Genomic DNA, 23,499 nt, shown 5'->3' with positions numbered 1-23,499 from the left:
CGTGACGCCGCCCGCCGCCAGTCTGCCGCCTCTGTTCGCCGACTGGTTCGCCTCGCGGGGCTGGGCGCCGCGTCGGCACCAGCTCGAGATGATCGCCGCTGCCGAGGCCGGATCGCACGCCCTGCTGGTCGCGCCGACCGGGGGCGGGAAGACGCTGGCGGGGTTTCTGCCGTCGCTGATCGATCTGGCGGAGCGGGGGCCGAGGCCGCAGCACGGGCCGGGTTCGGGCATCCATACCATCTATGTCTCGCCGCTGAAGGCGTTGACCACCGACGTGGAACGCAACCTGATGACGCCGATCCGCGAGATCGGGCTGAACATCCATGTCGAGAGCCGCACCGGCGACACAAAGCAGTCCAAGAAACAGCGCCAGCGCGAGAACCCGCCGGACATCCTGCTGACCACGCCGGAGCAGCTGGCGCTGTTCTGCGCCTGGGGCGGGGCGCGGGCCTATTTCGCCGATCTGAAATGCATCGTGCTGGACGAGGTCCACGCCATCTGGTCAGGCAAGCGGGGCGACCTGCTGAACTTGGGGCTGGCGCGGCTGCAGAGCTTTTCGCCGGGGCTGAGGCGGGTGGCGTTGTCGGCGACGATCGACGATCCGAAGCTGATCGCGGACTGGCTGGCGCCCGCCGGGGCCGAAGTGGCGATGGTCAAGGGCGATCCGGGCGCCGTGCCGATCATCGACGTGCTGGTGTCCGAGGGCCGGGTCCCGTGGGCAGGGCATACCGGACAGCATGCGATCCCCGAGGTCTATGACGCCATCAAGCGGTCGGGCCTCGCTTTGATCTTCGTCAACACCCGCTGGCAGTCGGAGTTCGTGTTCCAGCAGCTGTGGGCCATCAATGACGACAACCTGCCGATCGGCCTGCATCACGGATCGCTGGCGGCGGAGCAGCGGCGCAAGATCGAGGCCGCGATGGCGCGGGGGGAACTGCGGGCCGTGGTCTGCACCTCGACGCTGGATCTGGGCATCGACTGGGGCGACGTGGACCTGGTCATCCAGATGGCGGCGCCCAAGGGATCGTCCCGGCTGGTGCAGCGGATCGGGCGGGCCAACCACCGACTGGACGAACCCAGCCGCGCCTTGATGGTGCCCGCCAGCCGGTTCGAGCTTCTGGAATGCCAGGCGGCGAAGGAGGCCGTGGCCGACAACGCCTTCGACTGGGAGCCGCACCACATCGGCACCCTGGATACCCTGGCCCAGCACGTCATGGGGGTGGCCTGTTCGGAGCCCTTCGACCTCGACGCCCTGCACGCCGAGGTGACGAGTTGCGCCCCCTATCGCGACCTGACCTATGAGGCGTTCGAGGAGGTGGTCGATTTCGTCGCCACCGGAGGCTACGCCCTGCGCACCTATGACCGGTTCGCGCGGATCGTGCGGACGCCGGAGGGCCGGTGGACCGTCCGCAACCAGCTGATCGCCCAGCGCCACCGGATGAACGTCGGGGCGATCGTCGCGGCCGGGTCGCTGAACGTGAAGGTCGCGTCGCGGCGCGGCGGCGCCTCGAAACAGCTGATCGGCGGGCGCAAGGTCGGCGAGGCCGAGGAGTGGTACTTCGAACAACTGACCCCCGGCGACACCTTCGTCTTCGCGGGCCAGGTCTGGGCCTTTCAGGGCATCAACGGCATGGACGCCCTGGTCACCCACGCGACCGACAAGGATCCCAAGATCCCGTCCTGGGGTGGGTCTCAGTTCCCGCTGGGCACGTCGCTGGCGGCCCGGGTGCGCGACATGATCCAGGACCGCGACCACTGGCGTGTCCTGCCCGTCGATGTGCAGGAGTGGCTGGAACTGCAGGAGCAGCGCAGCCTGATCCCCGACGCCGACAGCCTGCTGATCGAGACCTTTCCGCGCGGCAGCCGGCATTTCATGGTCGCCTATCCGTTCGAGGGGCGGCTGGCGCATTCGACGCTGTGCATGCTGCTGACGCGGCGGCTGGACCGGCTGGGCATCGGACCGCTGGGGTTCGTGGTGACCGACTATTCGTTCGCCATCTGGTCGATCAAGCCGATGGACGGTCTCGACTGGGACGCCCTGTTCCAGCCCGACATGCTCGGCGACGACCTCGAAGCCTGGCTGGAGGAGTCGTTCATGATGAAGCGCACCTTCCGCAATTGCGCCCTCGTTTCCGGCTTGATCGAGCGTCGACAGCCGGGGGCCGAGAAGACGGGGCGCCAGGTGACCTTCTCCACGGACCTGATCTACGACGTGCTCCGCCGCCACCAGCCCGACCACCTGTTGCTGCGCACGGCGCGGTCTGACGCGGCGGCGGGGCTGCTCGACGTCGCGCGGCTGGGGCAGCTGCTGGCGCGGATCGCGGGACACATCCGCCATGCGCCGCTGGAGCGGGCGTCGCCATTCTGTGTGCCGGTTCTGGTCATGATCGGTCGGGAACGGGTCGGGGGCGACGCCGCCGAAATGATCCTCGACGCCTCCGCCGCTGACCTGATCGCGGAGGTCATGGAAGACGCCCCGCCCGAACTGATGGGCGCGGCGTGAACGCGGCCCTGCAGAAGACCCTGGCGCCGGCGCGGCGGCCGTGCGGGTCGCTGTCAGTCCGGGTCATGGGCGAGCTGTGCGTGCTGCGCTGTTCGGGGGCGTTGTGGCTGCCCGATCACGGGACGCTGGTTGCGGGCGACCTCCATCTGGAGAAGGGCTCGGCCTTCGCCGCGCGTGGCCAGATGCTGCCGCCCTACGACAGCCGCGCGACGCTGGACAGGCTGGAAGCGGAGATCGCCGACCTGACGCCCGAGCGGGTCGTCCTGCTCGGCGACAGCTTCCACGATTCCAGATCCATCGGCCGGATGGCGCCCGACGACCGCGAATGCCTCGACCGGCTGGCCTTCGGACGCGACTGGGTCTGGCTGGAGGGCAACCACGACCGCGAGGCCCTGACGACGGCGTACGCCGATGCCGTCTCGCGCCTGCCCGGCCGGATTGTCGGCGACATGCGTCTCGGCGCCCTGTTCCTGACCCACGAGCCGGCGCCGGAGGCCGAGGACGGCGAGATCGCGGGCCACCTGCATCCCTGCGCCCGTGTCGTAGCCCATGCGCGGATGGTGCGTCGGCCCTGCTTCGTGACGGACGGGCGCAGGCTGATCCTGCCGGCGTTCGGCGCCTTCACCGGCGGGCTGAATGTGCTGGACGCGGCCATCGCCGGACTGTTCGCGGAACGGCCGATGGCGGCGGCCCTGGGCAAGGACCGGGTCCACGCGCTGGCGTGGGGGGCGCTCGTCTAGAGCTGTTGCATGACAATGCCGAGGCTCAGCGCCGCGCCCATCGTCGCGATGATCCGCAGGTTCCGGTACCAGACCGGCGAGGGCCCGAAATCCCAGTACAGCATCCCGATCAGGCCGAAGATCAGCACCAGCAGCCGGAACTCGGCCGGCACGCCCGGGAGGAACGTCAGCCAGGCCGCGACGGGCGGCAGATTGCTCAGGATCAGAGTGGCCGGACGGGGATCGCGCTCGGCGAGCGCCTTGCCCCATCGCGTGCCCGCCAGGAACGACAGGATGATCGCGCCGTAGACGGTCAGGGGATCCACCCAGCGGCCGCCCTCGCGCGGATTCAGCAAAATCAGGGCGGCGAGGCCGATGAAGGGGATCAGCCCGGCGAGCGTCAGCGTCCACGCCGTCAGTCGGGTCCGATCCATCAGTTTCTCCTGAACACCCGGCTGGCCAGATACCCCATGCCGCCGGCCAGCAGGACGCACAGCACGCCGTAGCTCCACGGGCGTCGGTGCGCGAACTCGTAGATGTCGCGCTCGAAGCCCACCTTCTCGACCGTCAGGGTCAGGTTGGACACCCCGGCCGGCGCCCCGTCGCGGAACAGCCAGACCTCGGCGTGATACTCGCCCGTAGGCGCCGTGGCCGGCAGTTCGACCTGGGCGCGGAACAGGCCGCGATCGACGAAGCGCACGCCGTCCGGGTCGGTGTCGTACAGCGCCGCCGCCTCCTTCAGCCGGATCACCGCGCGACGCCAGTCGAGGTAGTCCTCGCCCAGGCGCGAGATGACCACGTCGCGCACGCCGTAGCGGGTGACGGTGCGGCTTTCCTCCGGCGCATCGATGCGCAGGTGATCGACCCCGACGCCCAGTCGACGCAACTGGCCGAAGCCGGCGATGTCCGGCAACGGCCGGGTCGAGGCGGTCATGTAGAAGCCGGGCGCCCCCTCGAACAGCACCGGCCGGCTGTTCAGCCAGACGCCGAGGTTGCGGGTCTTCTTGACCAGACGGATCGGGGCGTCGGGACCGCGCACGACGACGACCACGTCGGTCGGATCGTCGGTCGGGTTGAACACCGCGCCGTACAGGACGATGGACGCGCCGCGGAAGCTGGAATCGACCTGGACCCGCGCGTCGGTCAGGGCGGCGGCGACGCGCAGCTCGCCCTGGGTCCCGACGGACATCTCGGGCGCGGGCGCCTCGATCGCGGGCGGCGGAGGGGGCGGGGCCTGGATCATCGGTCGGAGATTCCGGGCGCCAGGAGGAAGATGTCCGAAGGCCGGACGAACAGCTCCAGCCCCATCTGGATGCCGACGAACAGGATCAGCAGGCCGAGCAGGGCGCGCAGCACATCGGCCCGGAACCGCCCCGCGTAACGCGCGCCCAGTTGCGCGCCGACCACACCACCAACCAGCAGAAGGCTGGACAGGACGATGTCGACCGTCTGGTTGCGGCCGGCCTGCAGGATCGTCGTGATGGCCGTGGTGATGATGATCTGGAACAGGCTGGTGCCCACGACCACCCCGGCCCGCATGCGCAGCGCATAGAGCATGGCCGGGACGAGGATGAAGCCGCCGCCGACGCCCATGATGGCCGACAAAACGCCGGCGAAGACGCCGAGGCCGAACGGCGGCAGGGCGGAGATGTAGAGGCCCGACTTCGGAAACCGCACCTTCCACGGCAGGCCGTAGAGCCAGAGCGGACGGCGGCGCTCCTTGTGCGGGACCACCTCGCCGCGATGGCGACGCAGGATCTCGGTCAGGCTCTCGCGCAGCATCAGCAGGCCGATGGCGCCGAGGAACACAAGATAGGACAGGGCCACGACCAGGTCCGCCTGACCCAGAAGACGCAGATAGCGGAACAGCTCGACGCCGCCGAGGGCGCCGACGGCGCCGCCGGCGGCCATGATGCCCCCCATCTTGAAGTCGACCGCGCCCTGGCCTGTGTAGCGGATCACGCCTGAGGTGGAGGAGGCGACGACGTGACTGGCCTGGCTGGCGACGGCCACGGTCGGGGGAATGCCCAGGAAGACCAGCACCGGCGCCATCAGGAAGCCGCCGCCGATGCCGAACAGTCCGGACACGAATCCGACCAGCGCGCCCAGCAGAACCAGGAACGGCCAGTTCACCGAAACCTCGGCGATCGGCAGATAGATCTCCAAAGGGCCGGCCTTCGGCTGGAAAGTTACGTGATACGCCGGAAGGCGAGCTGGACTGTCTTAGAGCGGGAGACGGCGCTGGGCCAGCATGTCGAACCCTGAAAGGGAGCGGCCGCAGGGGATTATCCAGACCGGTGTGCGATATCTGGCGTCAGAAGTTCATCACCACGAACACCACGAAAGCCACCACGGCACGACGAGACCTCGAGCGTGGACACATCACCGCTATCGTCGTGTTCTTTGTGAACTCGTCGTGTTCGTGGTGATGAACCTCTCGGCCACAAGCGGGATCGCTAGCCTGCGGCGCCCAGGTCAGGCCAGCGGTTCCAGGGCGAAGGCCTCGGCCTGGGCGCGAGCGGTCTGGCGGGCGGCGGCCGGCAGGGTCGGGGCCAGCCGGTCGACGGCGGCCTGGGCCTGGGGATCGCCGGCGCGGGCCGCGATCAGGTACCAGCGGTAAGCCTGGGTCGGGTTGGGGGCGATGCCCTCGTCGCCGTTCTCATAGATGCGGGCGACATTGTACTGGCTGTCGACGAGGCCGAGGTCGGCGGCCTTCTTGAGCCAGTCCAGGGCCTCGGGCCGGTTGCGTGCGCCGCCGACGCCGTCGAACAGATACATGCCGAAGGCGTGCATGCCGCGCGCGTCGCCGCCCTCGGCCGCGCGACGGGCCCACAGACGGCTTTCCCCGGCATCGACGGTCACCCCGTTCTCGCCGGACTGATAGAGGCTCGCCAGCTTCAACTGGGCCTGCGGCTCGCCGAGGTTGGCGGCGCGGGTCAGGGTCTCGACCCCGGCAGGGTCATTGCGGTCAAGCTGTTCCGTCGCCTGGGCGAACAGGGTCTGGGCCTCGGTCGCATCGGCGGGAGAGGCGTCCAGGGGCGCATCGGCGGGCGAAAGGGCCAGGGCCGCGATCGGGGTCGCTTCGGTCTCGCCGGTCGCCTGACCCAGCAACTGGCCGACGTCCATGATCTCGTAGCCCGTCAGGCGGCCGGTGGCGTAGAGGCCGCAGACCACGGCGACGCCTGTGACCGAGGCGAGGAAGGCCTTCTTGACCGTGCCGTCGCGCGAGGCCTGTTTGTCCAGACGCTCCTGAAGGCGCGACTTGCCCCCCTTCTTCAGGCCGCCCAAGCCGAAGCCGGAACGCGGGGCGACCTCGGCGGCGGCGGCCGGGGTGTTCATGGCGGCGCGGGCGGCCGAGATTGCGTCGCGGGTCGAGGCGGCGCGACCGGTCGCGGCGGCGCCGGCCAGACCGGCGCGCAGCCGGCGGGGATCGACGAACTCGGTCTCGGCCGCGAAGTCGTCGTCGCCGCCGTCGAAGGTGCGGGCCGACGGGAAGGCCTCGGCGACCGGGCCGGCGAAGGCGGGTTGCGGCGCGGCCTCGGGCGTGACCTCGGCGATGGCGTCCAGGGCGTCAGAGACGTCCGCGCCGCCGAAGCCGCCGAAGGGCTGGGCCGCAGAGCCGAACGGAGCCGGCTCGGCCGCGGTCGGTTCGAAGCGACGCGGCAGGGCGTCGAAGCTGTCGTCGGACGGCAGGTCCGGCGCGGCGAAATCGGGGGTGATGGGCTCGGGCGCGAAGGCGGGTTCCGACGGCGCCTCCGGGAAGGGCTCGATGTCGGCGGCGAGGGAATCGATCGACCAGCCGTCTTCGGGCGAGGCGAAGTCCTCGGCCGGGAATGCGGCAGCGCGCCAGTCGGGCTGCGCGAATTCGGACGCAACCGGGGCGAGCGCGGCGGCCGGCGCGACTGGAGGCAAGGGCTGGGGCGTCGGGTCGAAGGCGGCCGGCTGGACCAGACGCTGGTCGAGCGTTTCGCGCGCCTCGGCCAGCAGCCTGGCCGTGCGCTCCTCGGACAGGCGCATCCGCTCGGCCAGCTCGCCCGAGGCGCGGTCGTAGCGCTGCTCGATCCGGTCGGACCCCTCGACCATGCGGCGGCCGATGTCTTCCAGAGCCTGGGCGGACTTGCGTTCCGACTGGGCGATCCGGTCGGCGAGGCGGTCGGAGATGCGGGTGATCTCGACGCCCAGCTTCTCGATGGCGATGGCGTGCTGGTCGTCGGCGCGGGTCAGCCGGTGCTCGATAGCCTGGCCGTAGCGTCCCATGTCCGAGGCGATCTTGTCGGACATCGTCCTGGTCAGAGCCGTCTCGAACTTCTCCAGACGCGCGTCGCCGACCGTCTCCATCCGGTCGACGCGGGTGTCCAGGTTCTGGGCGATGCGCAGGACCTCGCGGCCCATGGCGTCGATGCCCTGGGCGGAGCGCTGCTCGGCCGAGCGGGCCTGTTCGCCCAGCGAGGCGATAGTCGCCTCGATGCGGGCCATGCGGCCTTCGCTCTCGGCGGTCTCCAGCCGACGCATCATCTCGGTGCGATTGGCGTCGACCTGACGCGACAGGGTCTCGGCCAGCTTCTCGAACCGGGCGGCCTCGCGCACGCCTTCCGGTTCGACCCGGGTCTCGGCGGCGCGCAGACGCTGGTCGAGACCGGCGAAGGAGCGTTCCAGATTGCGCAGCGCCTCGGTCGTCTGGCCCTGGGCGGCGTCCAGACGCTGACCGACGCGGGCCAGGATGTCGGCGCCGGCGCCCGGACCGGCGGCCTTTTCGACCGCTTCCAGTCGCGACAGGAGGGTCTGGCTGTGGGCGCGGTTACGCTCCTCCAGATCATAGAGACGGCTCGTCAGGGCGGCGACGGCGGTGTCGGTCTTGCCCCAGGCGTCGGCCTTCTCGACCCCGTCGAGACGCTGGCGCACCTCCATCAGGCCGGACCGCTGACGCTCCTCGATGTCGTAGAGCCGCCCGGCGAGACCGCCGACGGCCTGTTCGACCTTGCCGATGGTCTCGGCGGTCTTCGGGCCCGCGTCCTGTTCGAAGCGACGAAGACGCTTGTGGCCTTCCTTCAGTTCTTCCGAGATGTCGTCGATGCGGCGGCCGTAGGTACCCGTCTGCTGGTCCTGCGACTCCATGCGGCGGACGAGGCCGGCGACGGCCTGATCGACGCCCTGGATGGCGATGGTCGAGCGACGCTCGGCGGCCTCGAGGCGGGCGGCGATGGCGTCCACCGAGGCGGCGACGCGTTGCAGGGTCTCGTCGTCGCGACCATAGCCGCGACCCTCGGGCTCATAGGCGTCGTCCAGACGGCGCGCGCGGCCGCGGCGATCGAACATCTCGGCGGCGTGGGGGCGGCGCGGCAAGGGAGACACGCCGTCGTCCTCGTCGTCCATGATCATGGTGTTGAGCCACTCGCCCAGCGTCATGCCCGAGCGACGCGCCAGATCCTTGGCCACCTCGCGCGCTTTCGGGTCGATGCCCTTCACGCTCCAAGGCGCAGCGGCTGCGCTCACTGATTCGACTCCCGACCCATAGGCATCACGCTAATCGCCCATATCCGGGGTGTAAACGTGTGGTTAACCCCAACATCTTGACGTTCGGCCATTCACCTGTGGATAGGCCCCGCGTCAGCCCATTTCATCGGGCCGACATGGTTAACGCGCGGTGAAGATTAAGGCCCCGGTAAGGGTTTGCTTGCGCCGGCGGGGCGCAGCCGCCACATCGCGCCGATGTCGATGACCCTGACCCTGTCCCTGCTCGCCGGCGCCCTGATCGTGGGCGGCTTCGCCGGCTGGCGCGGCGCCCGGCCGAGCGATTTCCTCAGGCCCCGGATAGTGCCCTGGCGGTTCATCATGCTGATGGCCGGCGCGCTAGGCTTTCTGCTGTTGATCCATCTGGGGACCCTGCTGGGCGTCACGCCTCGCGGTCGCTGACGGAACGGGCGCGCGGCCCGGCGGTTATCTCCGCCGAACGCCAACCGCAGGAGCCCGACATGGCCGATACCCTCACCGCCGCCGAAGCCGAAAAAGAGTTCTGGAAGTCGCTGAAGGAGTCCAACACCGGCCTCCTCGGCCTCGACCAGCCCGGCTATCACGCCCAGCCGATGACCGCCTTCCGCGAGGCCGAGACCGGCACCATCTGGTTCTTCACCCGCGACGACACCGACCTGGCCAGGGACGCCGGGATCGGCGGCGGCCAGAGCGCCATGTTCCACTACGGCTCGAAGGACCAGAACACCTGGGCCTGTATCCACGGCGAACTGTCGGTGCAGGGCAACGACCGCGAGATCGTCGACCGCTACTGGAACCCGGTGCTGGCCGCCTGGTATCCGGACGGCAAGGAGGATCGCCACCTGACCATCCTCCGCTTCGACGCCGACGACGGCCGGGTCTGGGTGTCGAAGGGCGGCCTGCTCAAGTTCGCCTTCGAGATCGCCAAGGCCAATCTGACGAAGACCACGCCGGACGCGGGCGGTGTCGCGGACGTGAACCTGCAGTAGGCGAGGCTCGAACCTGATCGAGGGCGCCGTCTCGCGACGGCGCCCTTTTTCATGCCGGAAAGGTCAGCCCGCGAAGCACCAGGCCAGAACGGCCTTCTGGGCGTGGATCCGGTTTTCCGCCTCGTCCCAGACCAGCGATCTCGGTCCGTCGATCACCGCGTCGGTGACCTCCTCGCCGCGGTGCGCCGGCAGGCAGTGCAGGAAGACCGCGTCCGGATCGGCCAGGTCCATCAGAGCCTCGTCGACCGTGTAGCTCTCGAACGCATGCAGGCGCGCCTCGTAGTCGCTGTCGCCCATCGACACCCAGGTGTCGGTGATGACGACGTCGGCGCCCTTGACGGCGTCGCGCGGGTCCGAAGTCAGGCTGACAGCGTTCCCGCCCTTGGCCAGGTCGTGCAGGTCCGGATGATACTCGGCCGGGCAGGCCACGTTCAGGTGGAAGCCCAGTTTCGGCGCCGCATGCATGAAGCTGTGGCAGACGTTGTTCCCGTCGCCGATCCACGCCAGCGTCTTCCCCTCGATCGGGCCGCGCTGCTCCTCGATGGTCATGATGTCGGCCAGGATCTGGCACGGATGGCTGCGGTCGGTCAGGCCGTTGACCACGGGCACGGTGGCGACGCGGGCGAAGCGCTCGACGTCCTCGTGGCTGTTGGCGCGGATCATGACGGCATCGACCATGCGCGACAGAACCCTGGCCGTGTCCTCGACGGGCTCGCCGCGCCCCAGCTGCATGTCCGAGGCCGTGGCGATGATCGAGTCTCCGCCCAGCTGGCGGATCGCCGCGTCGAAGCTGAAGCGGGTGCGGGTCGAGTTCTTCTCGAAGATCATCGCCAGGACGTGGTCCTTGCCCGGCGCGTCGGCGTCGACCCAGCCTTGGGGCTTGCCCTTGCGGGCGGCCTTGCGGGCATGGGCGTCGTCCAGAATGGCGCGCAGTTCGGCCGCTTCGAGCCGGTGGATGTCGAGGAAGTGTCTGACCATCAGGCGGCCGCCTTCATCTTCGTCCGTGCGAACTCGCACGTCCGTTCCAGCCGTTCGACGGCCTCGCGGGCCTCGTCCAGCGTCAGGTTCAGGGGCGGCAGCATGCGCACGCAGTTGTCGCCGCCGCCGGCGATCAGCAGATGCTGTTCGTCGCGCGCCCAGGCCATGAAGTCGCGGTTGTTCGGAACCAGCTTCAGCCCGATCAGCAGCCCCTTGCCGCGCACGTCCACGATCACATCGGGGAAGCGTTCGGCCAGACCGTTGAGCTGCTGTTTCAGATAGGCTGCGATCTCGGCGACGTTACCGAGAATCTCCGGCGTGTTGATCGCGCCGAACGCCGCCTGACCCACGGCCATGGCCAGCGGATTGCCGCCGAAGGTCGAGCCGTGGGCGCCGACCGTCATCCCCTTGGCCGCATGGGTCGTGGCCAGGCAGGCCCCGATGGGGAAGCCGCCACCGAGCGCCTTTGCGACGGCCATGATGTCGGGCGCCATGCCGGCCCATTCGTGGGCCCACAGCTTGCCGGTCCGACCCATGCCGCACTGGACCTCGTCGAAGATGATCAGGACGCCGTGCTCGTCGCAGAGCTCCCGCAGACTGCGCAGGCAGCGCTCGGGAATGGCCCGACAGCCGCCCTCGCCCTGCACCGGCTCGACGATGATCGCGGCCGTCTCGGGCCTGGCGATGGCGGCCTTGAGCGCCTCGTGGTCGCCCCAGGTCAGCTGATGGAAGCCCTGCATCCTGGGCCCGAAACCCTCGGTGTAGTTGGGGTTGGCCGCCGCGTTGATCGCGCCGTAGGTCCGGCCGTGGAAAGCGCCGTCGAAGCCGTAGATGTCGATGCGTTCCGGCTGGCCGTTGGCCGAGTGGAACTTGCGCGCCGTCTTCAGCGCGCACTCGACGGCTTCCGTGCCCGAATTGGTGAAGAAGACCACGTCGGCGAAGCTGGCTTCCGTCAGCCTGTCCGCCAGCTCTTCCTGACCCGGGATCTTGTAGATGTTGGAGACGTGCCACAGCTTCTCGGCCTGGGCCTTCACGGCCTCGACCAGCACGGGGTGGGCGTGACCCAGGCCATTGGTCGAGATGCCCTGGACGCAGTCCAGATACTCGGTCCCGTCCTTGCCCCACAGACGCGCGCCTCGCCCGCGTTCCACTTCCAGCGGCGCGCGATTGTAGACACCCATCAAATGACCGGACACGGACTTACCTCCAAAAGAAACGAAGCCCCGGCGCGGGTGCGACGGGACTTTTCAGGAGCGGAGGTTGTCGGATGAGGCGAGGGGGGAGTCAACACACACTCCCTTTGCTTTCGTCATCCTCCGGCAAGGCGCGAAGCGGCGCAGACCGGAGGACCCAGCGGCGCCGGAGCGAAGCGAAGGCGAAATGCTTCAGCCAACTCGTTCGCGACAGGTTCGCGCTATCGCGCGCCGCTGGGTCCCCCGGTCTCGCTGCGCTCGCCGGAGGATGATGAAAGTCACGTCAGCTCTTCAGCCGCCAGCCCGACCTGAACACCTGCCAGCAGGCGATGGACATGACGACCGTCAGCACTCCGGACATCACGACTCCGATCATCAGGTTGCCCTCCGCATGGCCGATGAAGCCGTAGCGGAAGCCGTCGATCAGATAGAAGAAAGGGTTCCAGTGGCTGATGGCCGCGAACGGCTGGGGCAGGTTTTCGACCAGATAGAAGGCTCCCGACAGGAAGGTCATCGGCAGGACGACGAAATTCTGCACCGCCGCCAGCTGGTCGAACTTCTCGGACCACAGGCCGGCCAGTACCCCGATCATCCCCATCAGCAGGGACGCGATCAGGGCGAAATAGACGATGGCCGCGATATTGGTCAGGCCGAGCTTCGCGAACGGCATGACGCAGACGGCCGTGACCAGACCGACCGCGATGCCGCGCGTCGCCGCGCCCAGCGAGAAACCGATGGTCAGCTCCAGCGGGCTCAGCGGCGGCGTGAGAAAGTCGGTCGAGGTGCCCATGATCTTGGCCTGGATCAGGCTGGACGAGGCGTTGGCGAAGGCGTTGTTCAGGATCGCCATCATGATCAGGCCGGGCGCCACGAACTCGGCGAAGGGGGTGCCGTGCAGCGGCGGCCGCGCCCCCTTCAACGCCACGACGAAGACCAGCATATAGAGCAGCGTCGTCACCACCGGGGCGGCGACCGTCTGGGCCCCCACCTTCCAGAAGCGGCGAACCTCGCGCAGGTAGAGGGTCTGCACCCCGATCCAGTTGACCCCCGCGTAGTGGCGCGGGGTCGGGAGCCCGGAAGGGCGTGTCGAGGCGAGATCGGTCATGCGCCGTCAGATGCGGCCGCATGACGCGGCGCGCAAGGCCTCAGACGAGCGGGTTGGCCTTGCGCCGCGCCTCGTCCGCCTCGGCGATCAGTCGCAAGCCCGAAATCTCGGCGGCGTCGGGCGTCAGGGTAATGGCGATCTCGGGCGGATCGACCACGCGCACGCAGCCATCCCCCGCCAAGGGAGTCAAAGGCTTACGCAGGATTGGCGGGTCGGCGGGAGGCGTATCGGACATAGGTCGTCAACCCGGCGCATCGGAGCCCGTTCCGTATCGCAGCGCTCGCGACTGCTCAGCGAACACCGATTCAAGATGTAGTTCCTGTGGACGACTGATTCGCACATCTTGCGTCTGTTAAGGTCTCGTTTACGATTAGTTGTGGCTGACGAGACCCGGGAGGGGCCTCAGGCGCCAAATGTTGAATCAAAACTGTTCCCCGGAGGGTGGCATGACCGCAGGCTGGACCGAAGATCGCGTCGGCGCGCTGAAGAAGCTGTGGCTCGAGGGGCAGTCGGCCTCGCAGATCGCCAAACAGCTGGGCGGCGGCGTCACCCGCAACGCCGTCATCGGCAAGGTCCACCGCCTCGGCCTTTCGGGCCGCGCGACCCCGTCTCAGCCCGCACGCACCGCCACCACCTTCCGCCCGGCCCGCACGCGCACCACGCCCCCGGCCCAGCCGTCGGCGCCGCGTCGGATCGAAGCCGCCCAGCCCGCCCCGCGCCCGGTCGTCGCCGCCCCGTCGCTGCCGGCCGTCGCCGAGATGCCCGGCACCGCCACGGTGATGACCTTGGGCGCCCACATGTGCAAATGGCCGATCGGCGACCCGTCGTCGACCGAGTTCAGCTTCTGCGGCCGTCGCGCCTCGGAAGGCGTCTACTGCGTCGAACACGCCCGCGTCGCCTACCAGCCGGCGATGAAGCGCGGCGGCAAGGAAGAACTGGCCCGCAGCCTGCGTAGATACATTTAGGGCGCTATCGCTCGCGACGCGGTCGCTCGCTACTTGAACGCAAGTAGTGGGATGCCGCTTGCTGGTGAGCGCCTTTGTCATCCCGGCGAAAGCGGGGACGGGGCGGGGCCGCGGTTATCCGGGTTGACGCAGCCCCAACTCTTTCGACCCTCCTCCGCCCAGCGGGGGAGGGTCTTCTAATTCAGCACCCGCCCGCCTGGCACGTCCAGGCTGAAGGCCGGGATCAGCGCCTCGAACGACCGGCCGCTGGCGTCGGTCATCATATAGGCTCCCTCCATCGACCCCGACGGTGTCGGCAGGGGACATCCCGAGGCGTAGGAATAGCTGTCGCCCGGCGCGATCAGGGGCTGTTCACCGACCACGCCCGGCCCGCGCACCGTCTCCACATGGCCCGTCGCATCGGTGATGACCCAGCGTCGCGCCATCAACTGGACCGCCTCGGGTCCGTGGTTCTCGATCTCGACCTGATAGGCCCAGACCCAGCGCCCCTCGTCCGGATCGGACTGTCCGGCCAGATAGCTGGGGCGAACGCGGACGATGACGCCTTCGGTTTCAGCCACATAGGGTTGGGTGTCGTGCATGGGCCATGGTCGCCCGACGCAAGCCGCAGTTCAAGCGCGCTCAGGCAGCGGGACGCCGCGCGGACGTGCGTCCCGCGACATCAATGTGTATGGCCTTCTCCATGACTCCTGATTTCCCCACCCCCGGCATCCTGCCTGCCCAGTCCATCGAAGCCCTGATCGCCGGCGGCGCCATCACTTCCGCCACGCCGTGGGACGCCGACCAGGTCCAGCCGGCCAGCCTCGATCTGCGCCTGTCCGATCGCGCCTGGCGCGTCCGGGCGTCCTTCCTGCCCGGCAAGCGGCTGGTGTCGGAGCGGATCGCCGACGTCGAGATGCACCCGATCGACATGACGAACGGCATCGTCCTGGAAAAAGGCTGCGTCTATATCGCCGAGCTTCAGGAGCGGCTGAACCTGCCGAAAGGCCTGATCGCCCGCGCCAATCCGAAATCCTCGACCGGCCGGGTCGACGTCTTCGTGCGTCTGCTGACCGATCGCGGCGGATCGTTCGACGACGTGGACGAGGGCTATGAGGGGCCCCTGTATCTGGAGATCGCGCCCCAGACCTTCTCCATCCTGGTTCGTCCCGGCACCCGACTGAACCAATTGCGTCTCAAGGCCGGCGAGCCGCCGAAGCTGGAGACCCGCAGCGTCGGCGTCGACCTGCAGGGCGGCGACATCGTCGGCTTCCGCGGCCGCCGCCACGCCGGCGTCGTCGATCTGGACCGGATCGACGGTCATGACCCCAGGGATTTCTGGGAGCCGCTGACCCTGCGTCGCGGCGAGCTGCTGCTGGACCCGGGCGAGTTCTACATCCTGGCGTCGAACGAGGCCGTCGAGATCCCGGTCATGCAGGCCGCCGAAATGACCCCGATCGACCCGTCGGTCGGCGAGTTCCGTGTCCACTACGCCGGCTTCTTCGACCCCGGTTTCGGCACGGACGAGGCCCATGGCGCGGGCTCCAAGGGCGTGCTGGAAGTCCGCACCCACGACACGCCGTTCCTGCTGGAACACGGCCAGATCGTCGCGCGGCTGGTCTACGAACCCCTGACCGAACGCCCCTCACGCCTCTACGGCGAGGGCGGCAGCCACTACCAGCGGCAGGGGCTGAAGCTGTCCAAGCATTTCAGGGCGTGGGGTTAGGCTAGGGCTTAGGGAGCAGGTCTTCGGGCTTAGACAGGAAGTCGATCTTCTAAGCCCTAAGACGTAAGCCCTACTCACTAACGTCAAACCAGCTTGTCCGCCCTCCGCAGCCCCGGGAACAGCTTGGCCCACAGCCCCGTCGCCGCCAGCGCCCCGAAGCCGCCGAACACGGCCGCGCCGATGGGGCCGAGGAACCGCACCATCACGCCGGAATAGGCCTCGCCGAGCTCGTTCGAGGCGCCGATGAACAGCATCGAGACCGAGCTGACCCGTCCGCGCATGTGATCGGGCGTCGAGAGCTGGATCAGGGTCTGGCGGATGTTGACGCTGACCATGTCGGCCGCGCCGCCGATGAAGAGGGCCGCCGCCGAGATCCAGACGATCTTCGACAGGCCGAAGACGATGGTGCAGACGCCGAACACGGCGACCGAGGCGAACATGATCAGCCCGCCTCGTCCCGGCAGGGGATAGCGCGCCAGCACCAGCGCCATCAGGAAGGCGCCTCCGCCGAACGACGCGCGCAACAGGCCGAACCCTTCCGGCCCGACATGAAGGATGTCGCGCGCGAAGATCGGCGTCAGCAGGGCCACCCCCGCGAACAGCACCACGATCAGATCGAGCGAGATGGCGCCCAGCACGATCCTGGTGTTCCAGACGTATTTCAGCCCGTCCTTGACCGCCTCCCAGCGATCGCCCGACGCCTGGACCGGCTGCGGCTTGCCGCTGGTGCGGATGATCAGGAAACAGATCAGGGCGATGGCGAACAGGCTCAGCGACACTGCATAGGCCAGGGGCACATTCACCCCCACGATCACCCCGCCGAGCGCCGGGCCCGCGATGGCGCCGGTCTGGAAGGCGATCGACTGGGCCGCGATGGCGCGCGGCAGGGCGGCGCGGCCGACGACCATCGGCAGATAGGCCTGGCTGGCGGGGGCGAGGAAGGCCCGCGAGGCGCCGAAGCCGACCGCGACCGCCAGCAGCCCCCAGAGCGGCGGATGACCGTGGATGGCCATGGCCAGGAAGCTGACGGCGCACAGCCCTTCGGCCATGATCGACAGGATCACCGTGCGCCGCCGGTCGCGTCGGTCCGCCATCTCTCCGGCCGGCAGGGTCAGCAGCAGCAGGGGGATGAACTGGGCCAGCCCGACCAGGCCGAGATAGAGGCTGGCCTGTTCGATCGGATGGTCGCGCCGCGCAATCTCGTAGACCTGCCACAGCAGGGCCGAGGACTGGATCTGGATCGCCAGCACCGCCAGCACCCGGCCGAGCCAGATCAGGCGGAAATCCTTGATGGCCCAGGGATTGGTCCCGTGGGCGGCGAGCGCGGCTTCGGCGTTCGGCTTGGTGATCGGCTCGGGCGCCTCAGGTGCGTCGGTCATGTTTCGGGTAAGGCGTTCCGTCTCGGTGAAAATAGCGGTCGCCGCCGAGAGGCAGGACCATGTCGATGTCGGGATAGTCGGCGCCGTCGCCGCCGGGCGTGCGCGTCCCGACCTCCAGCAGAACCGCCTCGGCGTCCGAACGGTTCTCGATCTTGTGGCCGTTCGGAACACCGGCCTTGAAGCCCGCGCAGTCGCCGGCCTTCAGCACCGTCTCGCCGTCGTTCTCGACCAGGACGACCTCGCCCGACAGGACCCAGACGAACTCGTCCTCGGTCTGATGCCAGTGGCGTTGCGACGACCAGGCCCCGGCCGGAAGCCGCAGCATGTTGACCCCGAACTGATCCAGCCCCGCCGCATCGCCCAGCCGCCAGCGCCGGCGCGGCTTGCACGGTCCGGCGAATTCTTCGGGATAGGACGTCCCGTGTCCGAACGGGGCGGTCTCGATGTCGATCTTCGGCATGGCGCTCCCCTTTCCGGCTGGACGCGATCTCCCTAAAGCATAGCCGCATGGGCGCCGCATCAACTCCTGTCATCGATCCTGTCGAACTGTGCCGCGATCTGATCCGTCGGCCCTCGGTCACCCCGGCCGACGCCGGCGCGATGGACACGCTTCAGCGCGTTCTGACCGAGCTCGGCTTCACCTGCCGTCGCATGGCCTTCGAGGGTCCGGGCGGCGAAGGCAAGGAAGCGCGGATCGAGAACCTCTACGCCCGGCGCGGGACCGCCTCGCCCAACCTCTGTTTCGCCGGCCACACCGATGTGGTCCCGACGGGCGAGGCCGCCGCCTGGTCCTCCGCCCCGTTCGAGGCCGAGGTGAAGGACGGCATTCTGTTCGGCCGGGGCGCCGTGGACATGAAGGGCGGGATCGCCGCCTGGGTCGCCGCGGTGTCTCAGGTCTTGGCCGAAGGCGATGTTCCCGGCTCCCTCTCCTTCCTCATCACCGGCGACGAGGAAGGCCCGGCGCTCCACGGCACCAAGCGCGTGGTCGAAACCCTGATGGCCGAGGGCGAGGTCATCGACGCCTGCGTCGTCGGCGAACCCTCGTCCCAGCATCAGCTCGGCGACATGATCAAGATCGGCCGCCGCGGCTCGCTCAACACCTGGATCACCGTCCACGGCAAACAGGGCCACGTCGCCTATCCCGACCGGGCGGCGAATCCCGCGCCCGTGCTGGTCCGCCTGCTGGCCGCGCTCGACGCCCACAGGCTCGACACGGGCTACGAAGCCTTCCAGCCGTCCAATCTCGAGATCACCACCGTCGACATCGCCAACCCGGCGACGAACGTGATCCCGGCCGAGGCGCGCGCTCGACTGAACATCCGCTTCAACCCGGCCCAGACGGGCGACGGCCTGATCGACTGGCTCAACCGCGAGGCCGGCCGCGTCCAGGCCGAAACCGGCCTTCAGATCACACTCGAACACATGTGTTCGGGCGAGGCCTTCCTGACGCCCCACGGCGCCTTCGTCACGGCGGTTCAGGATGCCGTGCAGGCCTCGACCGGCCTGCGCCCCGAAGCCTCGACCACCGGCGGCACCTCCGACGCCCGCTTCATCCGGGCCATGTGTCCGGTGCTGGAACTGGGCCTTGTCGGTCAGACCATGCACCAGGTGGACGAACGGGTTCCGGTCGCCGAACTCGAAGCCCTGACCGCGACCTATCGCCGGGTCATCGAGGCCGTGCTCGCCGTCTAGTTCAGCGGGCCGGTCGCCTTCGCGGCGGCCAGTTCGAGTTTGGCGATGCGGCGATCCATGTCGGCGACGACCTCTTCCAGCCGCGCCTTCTCCGACGCCATGTCGACGGGCGTGCCGTCGTCGTAGGTGATCCGGGCGCCCCGCGCGATCAGGTCGAGGCGGTGGATGGCTGTCACACGCGCGGCCTTGAACCGGTCCAGTTCGGTGTTGGGGGAGCTCATCGCCCTCCCCTCGCCGCCCTTGCGTCGGAGGTCAAGCTTCAGGCGAGAACCGCGGCCGCGTGGTTCATCATCACCACCGCCCCGCCGAGGGTCGCGAGGAACGATGCGAGGAAGAAGCCGGTCTCTCGCCAGAGCTCACGTCGAGGCATCGGCTCGATGGCGGGCAGGTGAAAGTTCAGAACCCTCATGGTCGCTCTCCGGGCGTAACCTGACGAAGGTGCGCCCGGTGTGTTGAGCGTTCGTGCACGAACGTGGCGAACCCGCCGTTGACCCTATTCCCGCTCGAGGAACCTCAGCGCCGACATCGCGTGGGTCTTCACCCCTAGGACCAGAACGTCCTCGTTGACGTCGAACTGAGGCGAATGGTTCGGCGCGGTCGTCGCCGGATCGACGCCGTCGGCCGTCCCGCCGATATGATAGAAGACGCCCGGGACCTCGTTCTGGAAATACGAGAAATCCTCCGCCACCGTCGTCGGCGGGGTCGCCGGATTGACGTTCCCCTCGCCCGCCGCCTCAGTCAGGACCGGGGCGAGCCAGGCGGACAATTCCTCGTTGTTGAACACCAGGGCCGCGTTCTGGCGGATGGCGAAGTCGGCGGTCGCGCCATAGGCCTCGGCGACATGGTCGATGGCGGCCTCGGCCCGTTTCACCAGATCGTCGCGCTGGGCGACGTCGAAGGTCCGCAGCGTCCCCGACATCACCGCCTCGTCGGGGATGATGTTGTAACGGACGCCCGCGTTGACCGTGGCGATGGTGAAAACGGTGGGGGTCGTCGTCGGGTCGATGGTCCGCGCCGTCAGGGTGTTGACCGTCTGGATCACCTGACCGGCGACCGCGATCACGTCGATGCCGCGCCAGGGCCAGGCGCCGTGCGTCTGGCGCCCGTGCAGGGTGATGTCCACGCGGTCCGACGCGGCCATGAAGCCCTGCGGCCGATAGAAGACGGTGCCCGCCTTACCCGGCACGACGTGCAGGCCGAAGATGGCCTCCACCTTCGGGTTCTCCAGCGCCCCGTCCTGGATCATCAACCGGGCGCCGCCCAGCGGCTCTCCCGGAGGCGCCCCTTCCTCGGCCGGCTGGAAGATGAAGACGACGGTCCCCGAGAACCGGTCCTTCATCCCGCTGAGCACCCGTGCGGCGCCCAGCAGCATGGCGACGTGGGCGTCGTGGCCGCAGGCATGGGCGACCGGCACAGTCTGGCCCTGATAGCTCCCCGTCGCGGTGGAGGCGAACGGCAGACCCGTGGCTTCCAGCACCGGCAGGGCGTCCATGTCGGCGCGCAGGGCCACGACATGCTGGGGCCCGGAACCGGTCCCGCGCAGGACGCCGACGACACCCGTTCGCCCGACACCCTCGCGCACCTCGATGCCCATCTCGCGCAGATGTGCGGCCACGAAGGCGGCCGTGCGGGTCTCGGCCAGACCGAGTTCCGGATGCGCATGCAGGTCGCGACGCCAGGCGATGACGTCGGCCTCGACGCCCTGCGCCGCCGTGGCGACATCGGCGGCGGGCACGACCTGGGCGAAGGCGGGAGCGGCCATGAGGGTCAGGGCGGCGGCTATTGCGGCGATGCGGATCATGAAAGCTCCCGGGAAGGTCCGGGATGATGACGATGTCGCGCCCGCCGACGCAAGCGTCTTGCGCCTGTCACAGATGCAGCCGACATCTGGGCCATGGCCATCAAGACCTCGAAGACGAAATGGCGCGATGTCGTCCTGGTCTGCAAGAAGTGCCAGAAGAAGCTCGACGGCGGCTTCGGCCCGCACGGCGACAAGAGCCTGAAGAAGGCTTTGAAGAAATATCTGAAGCCCGGCGACGGCAAGGGCCGCAAGGCCGAGCTGGCCGTGATCGAGACCGGCTGTTTCGACGTCTGTCCGAAGAATGCGGTCGTCTGCGTCAACGCGGCCGAGCCCAAGGCCCTGCTGATCGTCCCCGTCGGCGCCGACCTGTTCGAGGTCAAGGCGCGGCTGTGTCTGGACGACGGGCGACGACTGAAGCCGACGTTGACGATCGTCTGACTTCCCTCTCCCCTTGCGGGAGAGGGAGATCGCGCACGGCGGCGGAGCCGTCGTCCTGGCGCGATCGGATGAGGGGTCACACCGGCTCAGACCGGCAAGCACGGCCCTCAATCCAGCCGCCCGCGTGACCCCTCATCCGTCAGCCTTCGGCTGCCACCTTCTCCCGCAGGGGGAGAAGGGAATGCGGCTGCTATGCGACCGCGTTTTCCATCGCGGCTTTGATCGCGTCAGCGCCGGCATTCATCATGGCCTCGATGCGCGCCTTGGGATCGTCGGGCAAGAAGTCGACCACCCAGACGAACCGGCACCGATCCTCGCCCTCAGGCACGATCATGTTCGAAGCGCTGTGGTGTTCGAACAGATCGGTCAGGATCGAATAGACGATCCGGCGGTGCTGATCGTCGATAGCGATCAGCCGCTCGCGCACGACGAGGCCGCCGTCGAAGGTCACGGTGCGGATGTCGCCCTCGACCACCGTATCGAGGATGAGACCCGGCGCGACCCTCGTGTGCAGGGCGCCGAAATCGCGCAGCCGGTCCCAGACGAAGTCCGCCGGCGCCGCGATGATCCGCTCGATATGGAGGGTGGCCATGTCTGTCTCCCGTTCGTCGGAGAAGGTGGCTGACTCGTCGGCCGATGTCTCGCGGGTTTCGGACGGCATCGCCAATCCTCCCCCATTGGATGAGGATTGCGCTATGCATGTGTGATGTCCCCACGCTCCCCAGCCTTCATGATCCTGTTCGTCGTCAGCCTGATCGCGACGGCGGGGAACATGGGGCTGCAGTCGGTGCTCCCGGCCATCGGGCGGGAGTTCCATCTGGCCGACACCCTCGTCGCCGGGGCCTTCGCCATCTCGGCCCTGATGTGGACGATTACCTCGCCGATCTGGGCCCGCTGGTCGGACAAGCTCGGGCGCAAGAAGGTCATCCTGATCGGCCTGATCGGGTTCGTCGTGTCGATGACGGGCTTCGGCCTGGCCGCGACCTCGGGCATCGAGGGATGGCTGGGCGCGATCGTCGCCTTCGCCCTGATGGCCACGGCGCGGACGATCTACGGCGTCTTCGGCTCGGCCTCCCCCATCGCCTCCCAGGCCTATGTCGCCGACCGCACCAGTCCCGAACAGCGCACCCAGGCCATGTCCCTGCTCGCCTCGGCCCAGGGGCTGGGCACGGTGATCGGGCCGGTGCTGTCGCCCTTCTTCATCCTGCCGCTCGTGGGGCTGGCGGGGCCGATGTACGTCTACGCCCTGTTCGGCCTGATCGTCCTGATCGTGGTGTGGCGCAAGCTGCCCAGCGGCGACGTGGTCCGTCAGCCGTCGCCGAGTGGCGACCGCGGCGACAAGGGCCTTTGGCGCGACCCCCGCGTGCGCGACTTCCTGCTTTACGGCCTGCTGATCGTCAGCGCCCAGGCCGTGAACATCTCGGTGCTCGGCTTCCATATCATCGACGAGATGGCGGCGACGGGACTGGAGGCGCGACAAGCCCAGCCCTTCATCGGGGTCGCCATGTTCGCCGGCGCCGCCGCCACCCTGATGGTCCAGTGGGGCCTGATCCCGCTGTTGAAGATGCAGCCCCGCGAACTGATGCGCTGGGGCGCCGCCCTGGCCTTGCTCGGCAATCTGATGAGCATCGTCTCACCGGGCTATTTCGGCGTCGTGGTCGGCTATGCCGTCCTGTCGATGGGCGTCGGCTTCGCACGGCCGGGCTTTACCGCCGGATCGTCCATCGCGGTCCGGCCCCACGAACAGGGCGCGGTCGCCGGGCTGATGATGTCGATCGCCGGCCTCGGCTTCCTCGTACCGCCCGTCGTGGGCGTGGGCCTCTACGAGATCGTCGAATGGGGTCCGTTCGCCGGCAACGCCCTGCTGCTGCTGGTCGCCATCGCCCTGGCCTTCCTCAGCCCGGTCCTGCGCTTCGATCCGACGCCCGGCGTCGAGGACAACCCCGCGCCGGACGCTCCGCCCGCGTCCCAGCCGGGGCCGGAGGGGAATCGCTAGACCGTCAGCCCGGCCGGGGGCTCAAGCAGTGAGCGGCCGCGCCGCGAACGATAGCCCCCACCAAAAGCAAGCCGCCTTGCTTCAAAGCGGCTGGCTTGCGAAATCACCGACCATGAACTTCAAGATCGAGAAACGCGTCGGCGTCCGCGCCCCTTCCGACAGGATCTGGGAGGTCATCGCCGACCTGCCGGGCTGGGACAGCTGGAATCCCGTCGAGACCGGCGTCAGCGGAACCATCGCCTTCGGCGGCCAGATCAACCTGACCGAAAGCATCGAGGGCCTGCCCGAACGTCAGGTCACGGGCCGCGTCGCCGACTGGCAGCCGAACGCCCAGCTGGTCTGGACCGAGAAGCGCGGCTGGCTGTTCAACGTGGTTCGCTATTACGAGATCGAGGAGCTGGAACCCGGCAGCTGCATCATCGCCAACGGCTTCATCTTCTCCGGCTTCCGGGGCGAGGGCTTCCACGACAAGCACAAGAAGACGATCCGGAACGCCTGCGAGGCGATCGGCGAGGCGCTGCGGCTGAAGCTGGACAGCCTCTAGAA

Annotated in this window: 25 protein-coding genes; 10 read left to right on the top strand and 15 right to left on the bottom strand. The window is 68.6% G+C overall.

Annotated features, from left to right (window positions below; genetic code table 11):
• Nucleotide 1 precedes the first annotated feature (1 nt).
• Both ACQY68_RS03285 and pdeM read left to right on the top strand, forming a co-directional pair.
• The gene (locus ACQY68_RS03285) at nt 2-2,503 is read left to right on the top strand and encodes a ligase-associated DNA damage response DEXH box helicase (RefSeq protein ID WP_428151606.1); all 2,502 of its coding nucleotides are present in this window, start codon (nt 2-4) and stop codon (nt 2,501-2,503) included.
• Entirely contained in the window at nt 2,500-3,243 is a 744-nt protein-coding gene (gene pdeM, locus ACQY68_RS03280; protein ID WP_428151605.1) for a ligase-associated DNA damage response endonuclease PdeM, read from the top strand. The genes ACQY68_RS03285 and pdeM overlap by 4 nt, the downstream gene beginning before the upstream one ends.
• Here the strand turns inward: pdeM and ACQY68_RS03275 are convergent.
• The 4 genes from ACQY68_RS03275 to ACQY68_RS03260 all read right to left on the bottom strand — a co-directional run bounded on the left by ACQY68_RS03275 (nt 3,240) and on the right by ACQY68_RS03260 (nt 8,715).
• Nucleotides 3,240-3,656, bottom strand: coding sequence for a DUF3429 domain-containing protein (locus ACQY68_RS03275; protein ID WP_428151604.1), 417 nt, complete (start codon nt 3,654-3,656; stop codon nt 3,240-3,242). The two genes, pdeM and ACQY68_RS03275, sit on opposite strands and share 4 nt — an antisense overlap.
• Nucleotides 3,656-4,465: a TIGR02186 family protein gene (locus ACQY68_RS03270; RefSeq protein WP_428151603.1), complete on the bottom strand. Its 810-nt coding sequence runs from the start codon at nt 4,463-4,465 to the stop codon at nt 3,656-3,658. The genes ACQY68_RS03275 and ACQY68_RS03270 overlap by 1 nt, the downstream gene beginning before the upstream one ends.
• On the bottom strand, nt 4,462-5,388 hold the full coding sequence (locus ACQY68_RS03265) for a sulfite exporter TauE/SafE family protein (RefSeq protein ID WP_428151602.1): 927 nt from the start codon (nt 5,386-5,388) through the stop codon (nt 4,462-4,464). The genes ACQY68_RS03270 and ACQY68_RS03265 overlap by 4 nt, the downstream gene beginning before the upstream one ends.
• Nucleotides 5,389-5,697: 309 nt before the next feature.
• Nucleotides 5,698-8,715 (bottom strand): SEL1-like repeat protein, encoded by a 3,018-nt coding sequence (locus ACQY68_RS03260; RefSeq protein WP_428151600.1) that lies wholly within the window; start codon nt 8,713-8,715, stop codon nt 5,698-5,700.
• Nucleotides 8,716-8,931: 216 nt separating this feature from the next.
• Here ACQY68_RS03260 and ACQY68_RS03255 point away from each other — a divergent pair, with 216 nt between their 5' ends.
• Complete coding sequence (locus tag ACQY68_RS03255; RefSeq protein ID WP_428151599.1) at nt 8,932-9,135, top strand: hypothetical protein; 204 nt, start codon at nt 8,932-8,934, stop codon at nt 9,133-9,135.
• Between the two features lie 59 nt (nt 9,136-9,194).
• Nucleotides 9,195-9,701: a pyridoxamine 5'-phosphate oxidase family protein gene (locus ACQY68_RS03250; protein ID WP_428151598.1), complete on the top strand. Its 507-nt coding sequence runs from the start codon at nt 9,195-9,197 to the stop codon at nt 9,699-9,701.
• 63 nt (nt 9,702-9,764) lie between these two features.
• Here ACQY68_RS03250 and argF read toward each other — a convergent pair whose 3' ends face one another.
• The 4 genes from argF to ACQY68_RS03230 form a co-directional block, all read right to left on the bottom strand.
• The gene (argF, locus tag ACQY68_RS03245) at nt 9,765-10,679 is read right to left on the bottom strand and encodes an ornithine carbamoyltransferase (protein ID WP_428151597.1); all 915 of its coding nucleotides are present in this window, start codon (nt 10,677-10,679) and stop codon (nt 9,765-9,767) included.
• Nucleotides 10,679-11,860, bottom strand: a complete 1,182-nt coding sequence (locus ACQY68_RS03240; RefSeq protein WP_428152576.1) for an aspartate aminotransferase family protein — start codon at nt 11,858-11,860, stop codon at nt 10,679-10,681. Before ACQY68_RS03240 ends, argF begins: the two co-directional genes overlap by 1 nt.
• A 295-nt stretch (nt 11,861-12,155) precedes the next feature.
• Nucleotides 12,156-12,977 carry an ABC transporter permease gene (locus ACQY68_RS03235; protein WP_428151595.1) on the bottom strand — a complete coding sequence of 274 codons (822 nt, stop codon included), beginning with the start codon at nt 12,975-12,977 and terminating at the stop codon, nt 12,156-12,158.
• Nucleotides 12,978-13,017: 40 nt separating this feature from the next.
• The gene (locus ACQY68_RS03230) at nt 13,018-13,140 is read right to left on the bottom strand and encodes a hypothetical protein (RefSeq protein WP_428151594.1); all 123 of its coding nucleotides are present in this window, start codon (nt 13,138-13,140) and stop codon (nt 13,018-13,020) included.
• A 283-nt stretch (nt 13,141-13,423) separates the two neighbouring features.
• Between ACQY68_RS03230 and ACQY68_RS03225 the strand changes: the two genes are divergently transcribed.
• Entirely contained in the window at nt 13,424-13,942 is a 519-nt protein-coding gene (locus tag ACQY68_RS03225; RefSeq protein WP_428151593.1) for a GcrA family cell cycle regulator, read from the top strand.
• Between the two features lie 176 nt (nt 13,943-14,118).
• Here the strand turns inward: ACQY68_RS03225 and apaG are convergent, their stop codons facing one another.
• A complete protein-coding gene (apaG, locus tag ACQY68_RS03220) occupies nt 14,119-14,523 on the bottom strand; it encodes a Co2+/Mg2+ efflux protein ApaG (RefSeq protein WP_428151592.1) in 405 nt (134 codons plus the stop codon).
• A 101-nt stretch (nt 14,524-14,624) separates the two neighbouring features.
• On the opposite strand from apaG, the gene ACQY68_RS03215 reads away from it, so the two are divergent.
• The gene (locus ACQY68_RS03215; protein WP_428151591.1) at nt 14,625-15,647 is read left to right on the top strand and encodes a 2'-deoxycytidine 5'-triphosphate deaminase; all 1,023 of its coding nucleotides are present in this window, start codon (nt 14,625-14,627) and stop codon (nt 15,645-15,647) included.
• A gap of 83 nt (nt 15,648-15,730) precedes the next feature.
• Here ACQY68_RS03215 and ACQY68_RS03210 read toward each other — a convergent pair whose 3' ends face one another.
• Together ACQY68_RS03210 and ACQY68_RS03205 are read right to left on the bottom strand one after the other, a co-directional pair.
• On the bottom strand, nt 15,731-17,026 hold the full coding sequence (locus ACQY68_RS03210) for an MFS transporter (protein ID WP_428151590.1): 1,296 nt from the start codon (nt 17,024-17,026) through the stop codon (nt 15,731-15,733).
• Complete coding sequence (locus ACQY68_RS03205) at nt 17,010-17,486, bottom strand: cupin domain-containing protein (RefSeq protein WP_428151589.1); 477 nt, start codon at nt 17,484-17,486, stop codon at nt 17,010-17,012. The genes ACQY68_RS03210 and ACQY68_RS03205 overlap by 17 nt, the downstream gene beginning before the upstream one ends.
• Nucleotides 17,487-17,533: 47 nt before the next feature.
• On the opposite strand from ACQY68_RS03205, the gene dapE reads away from it, so the two are divergent.
• Complete coding sequence (gene dapE, locus ACQY68_RS03200) at nt 17,534-18,718, top strand: succinyl-diaminopimelate desuccinylase (RefSeq protein ID WP_428151588.1); 1,185 nt, start codon at nt 17,534-17,536, stop codon at nt 18,716-18,718.
• Here the strand turns inward: dapE and ACQY68_RS03195 are convergent.
• The 3 genes from ACQY68_RS03195 to ACQY68_RS03185 form a co-directional block, all read right to left on the bottom strand.
• Nucleotides 18,715-18,939 (bottom strand): hypothetical protein, encoded by a 225-nt coding sequence (locus tag ACQY68_RS03195; protein WP_428151586.1) that lies wholly within the window; start codon nt 18,937-18,939, stop codon nt 18,715-18,717. The two genes, dapE and ACQY68_RS03195, sit on opposite strands and share 4 nt — an antisense overlap.
• A gap of 38 nt (nt 18,940-18,977) precedes the next feature.
• Nucleotides 18,978-19,127, bottom strand: a complete 150-nt coding sequence (locus ACQY68_RS03190; protein WP_428151585.1) for a hypothetical protein — start codon at nt 19,125-19,127, stop codon at nt 18,978-18,980.
• Between the two features lie 84 nt (nt 19,128-19,211).
• Nucleotides 19,212-20,519 carry an amidohydrolase gene (locus ACQY68_RS03185; RefSeq protein WP_428151584.1) on the bottom strand — a complete coding sequence of 436 codons (1,308 nt, stop codon included), beginning with the start codon at nt 20,517-20,519 and terminating at the stop codon, nt 19,212-19,214.
• 93 nt (nt 20,520-20,612) lie between these two features.
• Between ACQY68_RS03185 and ACQY68_RS03180 the strand changes: the two genes are divergently transcribed.
• Complete coding sequence (locus ACQY68_RS03180; protein WP_428151583.1) at nt 20,613-20,957, top strand: hypothetical protein; 345 nt, start codon at nt 20,613-20,615, stop codon at nt 20,955-20,957.
• A gap of 190 nt (nt 20,958-21,147) precedes the next feature.
• Here the strand turns inward: ACQY68_RS03180 and ACQY68_RS03175 are convergent, their stop codons facing one another.
• Complete coding sequence (locus ACQY68_RS03175; protein WP_428151581.1) at nt 21,148-21,549, bottom strand: SRPBCC family protein; 402 nt, start codon at nt 21,547-21,549, stop codon at nt 21,148-21,150.
• A 114-nt stretch (nt 21,550-21,663) separates the two neighbouring features.
• Between ACQY68_RS03175 and ACQY68_RS03170 the strand changes: the two genes are divergently transcribed.
• The gene (locus tag ACQY68_RS03170; protein WP_428151580.1) at nt 21,664-22,953 is read left to right on the top strand and encodes an MFS transporter; all 1,290 of its coding nucleotides are present in this window, start codon (nt 21,664-21,666) and stop codon (nt 22,951-22,953) included.
• A gap of 112 nt (nt 22,954-23,065) precedes the next feature.
• Nucleotides 23,066-23,497: an SRPBCC family protein gene (locus ACQY68_RS03165; protein ID WP_428151578.1), complete on the top strand. Its 432-nt coding sequence runs from the start codon at nt 23,066-23,068 to the stop codon at nt 23,495-23,497.
• The last annotated feature ends 2 nt before the right edge of the window (nt 23,498-23,499 follow it).

The sequence above is a fragment of the Brevundimonas sp. genome (assembly GCF_965278935.1).
In the GTDB taxonomy this organism is placed as follows: Bacteria; Pseudomonadota; Alphaproteobacteria; order Caulobacterales; family Caulobacteraceae; genus Brevundimonas.
Note: the sequence above shows the minus strand (reverse complement) of the source record. Positions and strands in the feature narration are given on the sequence as shown.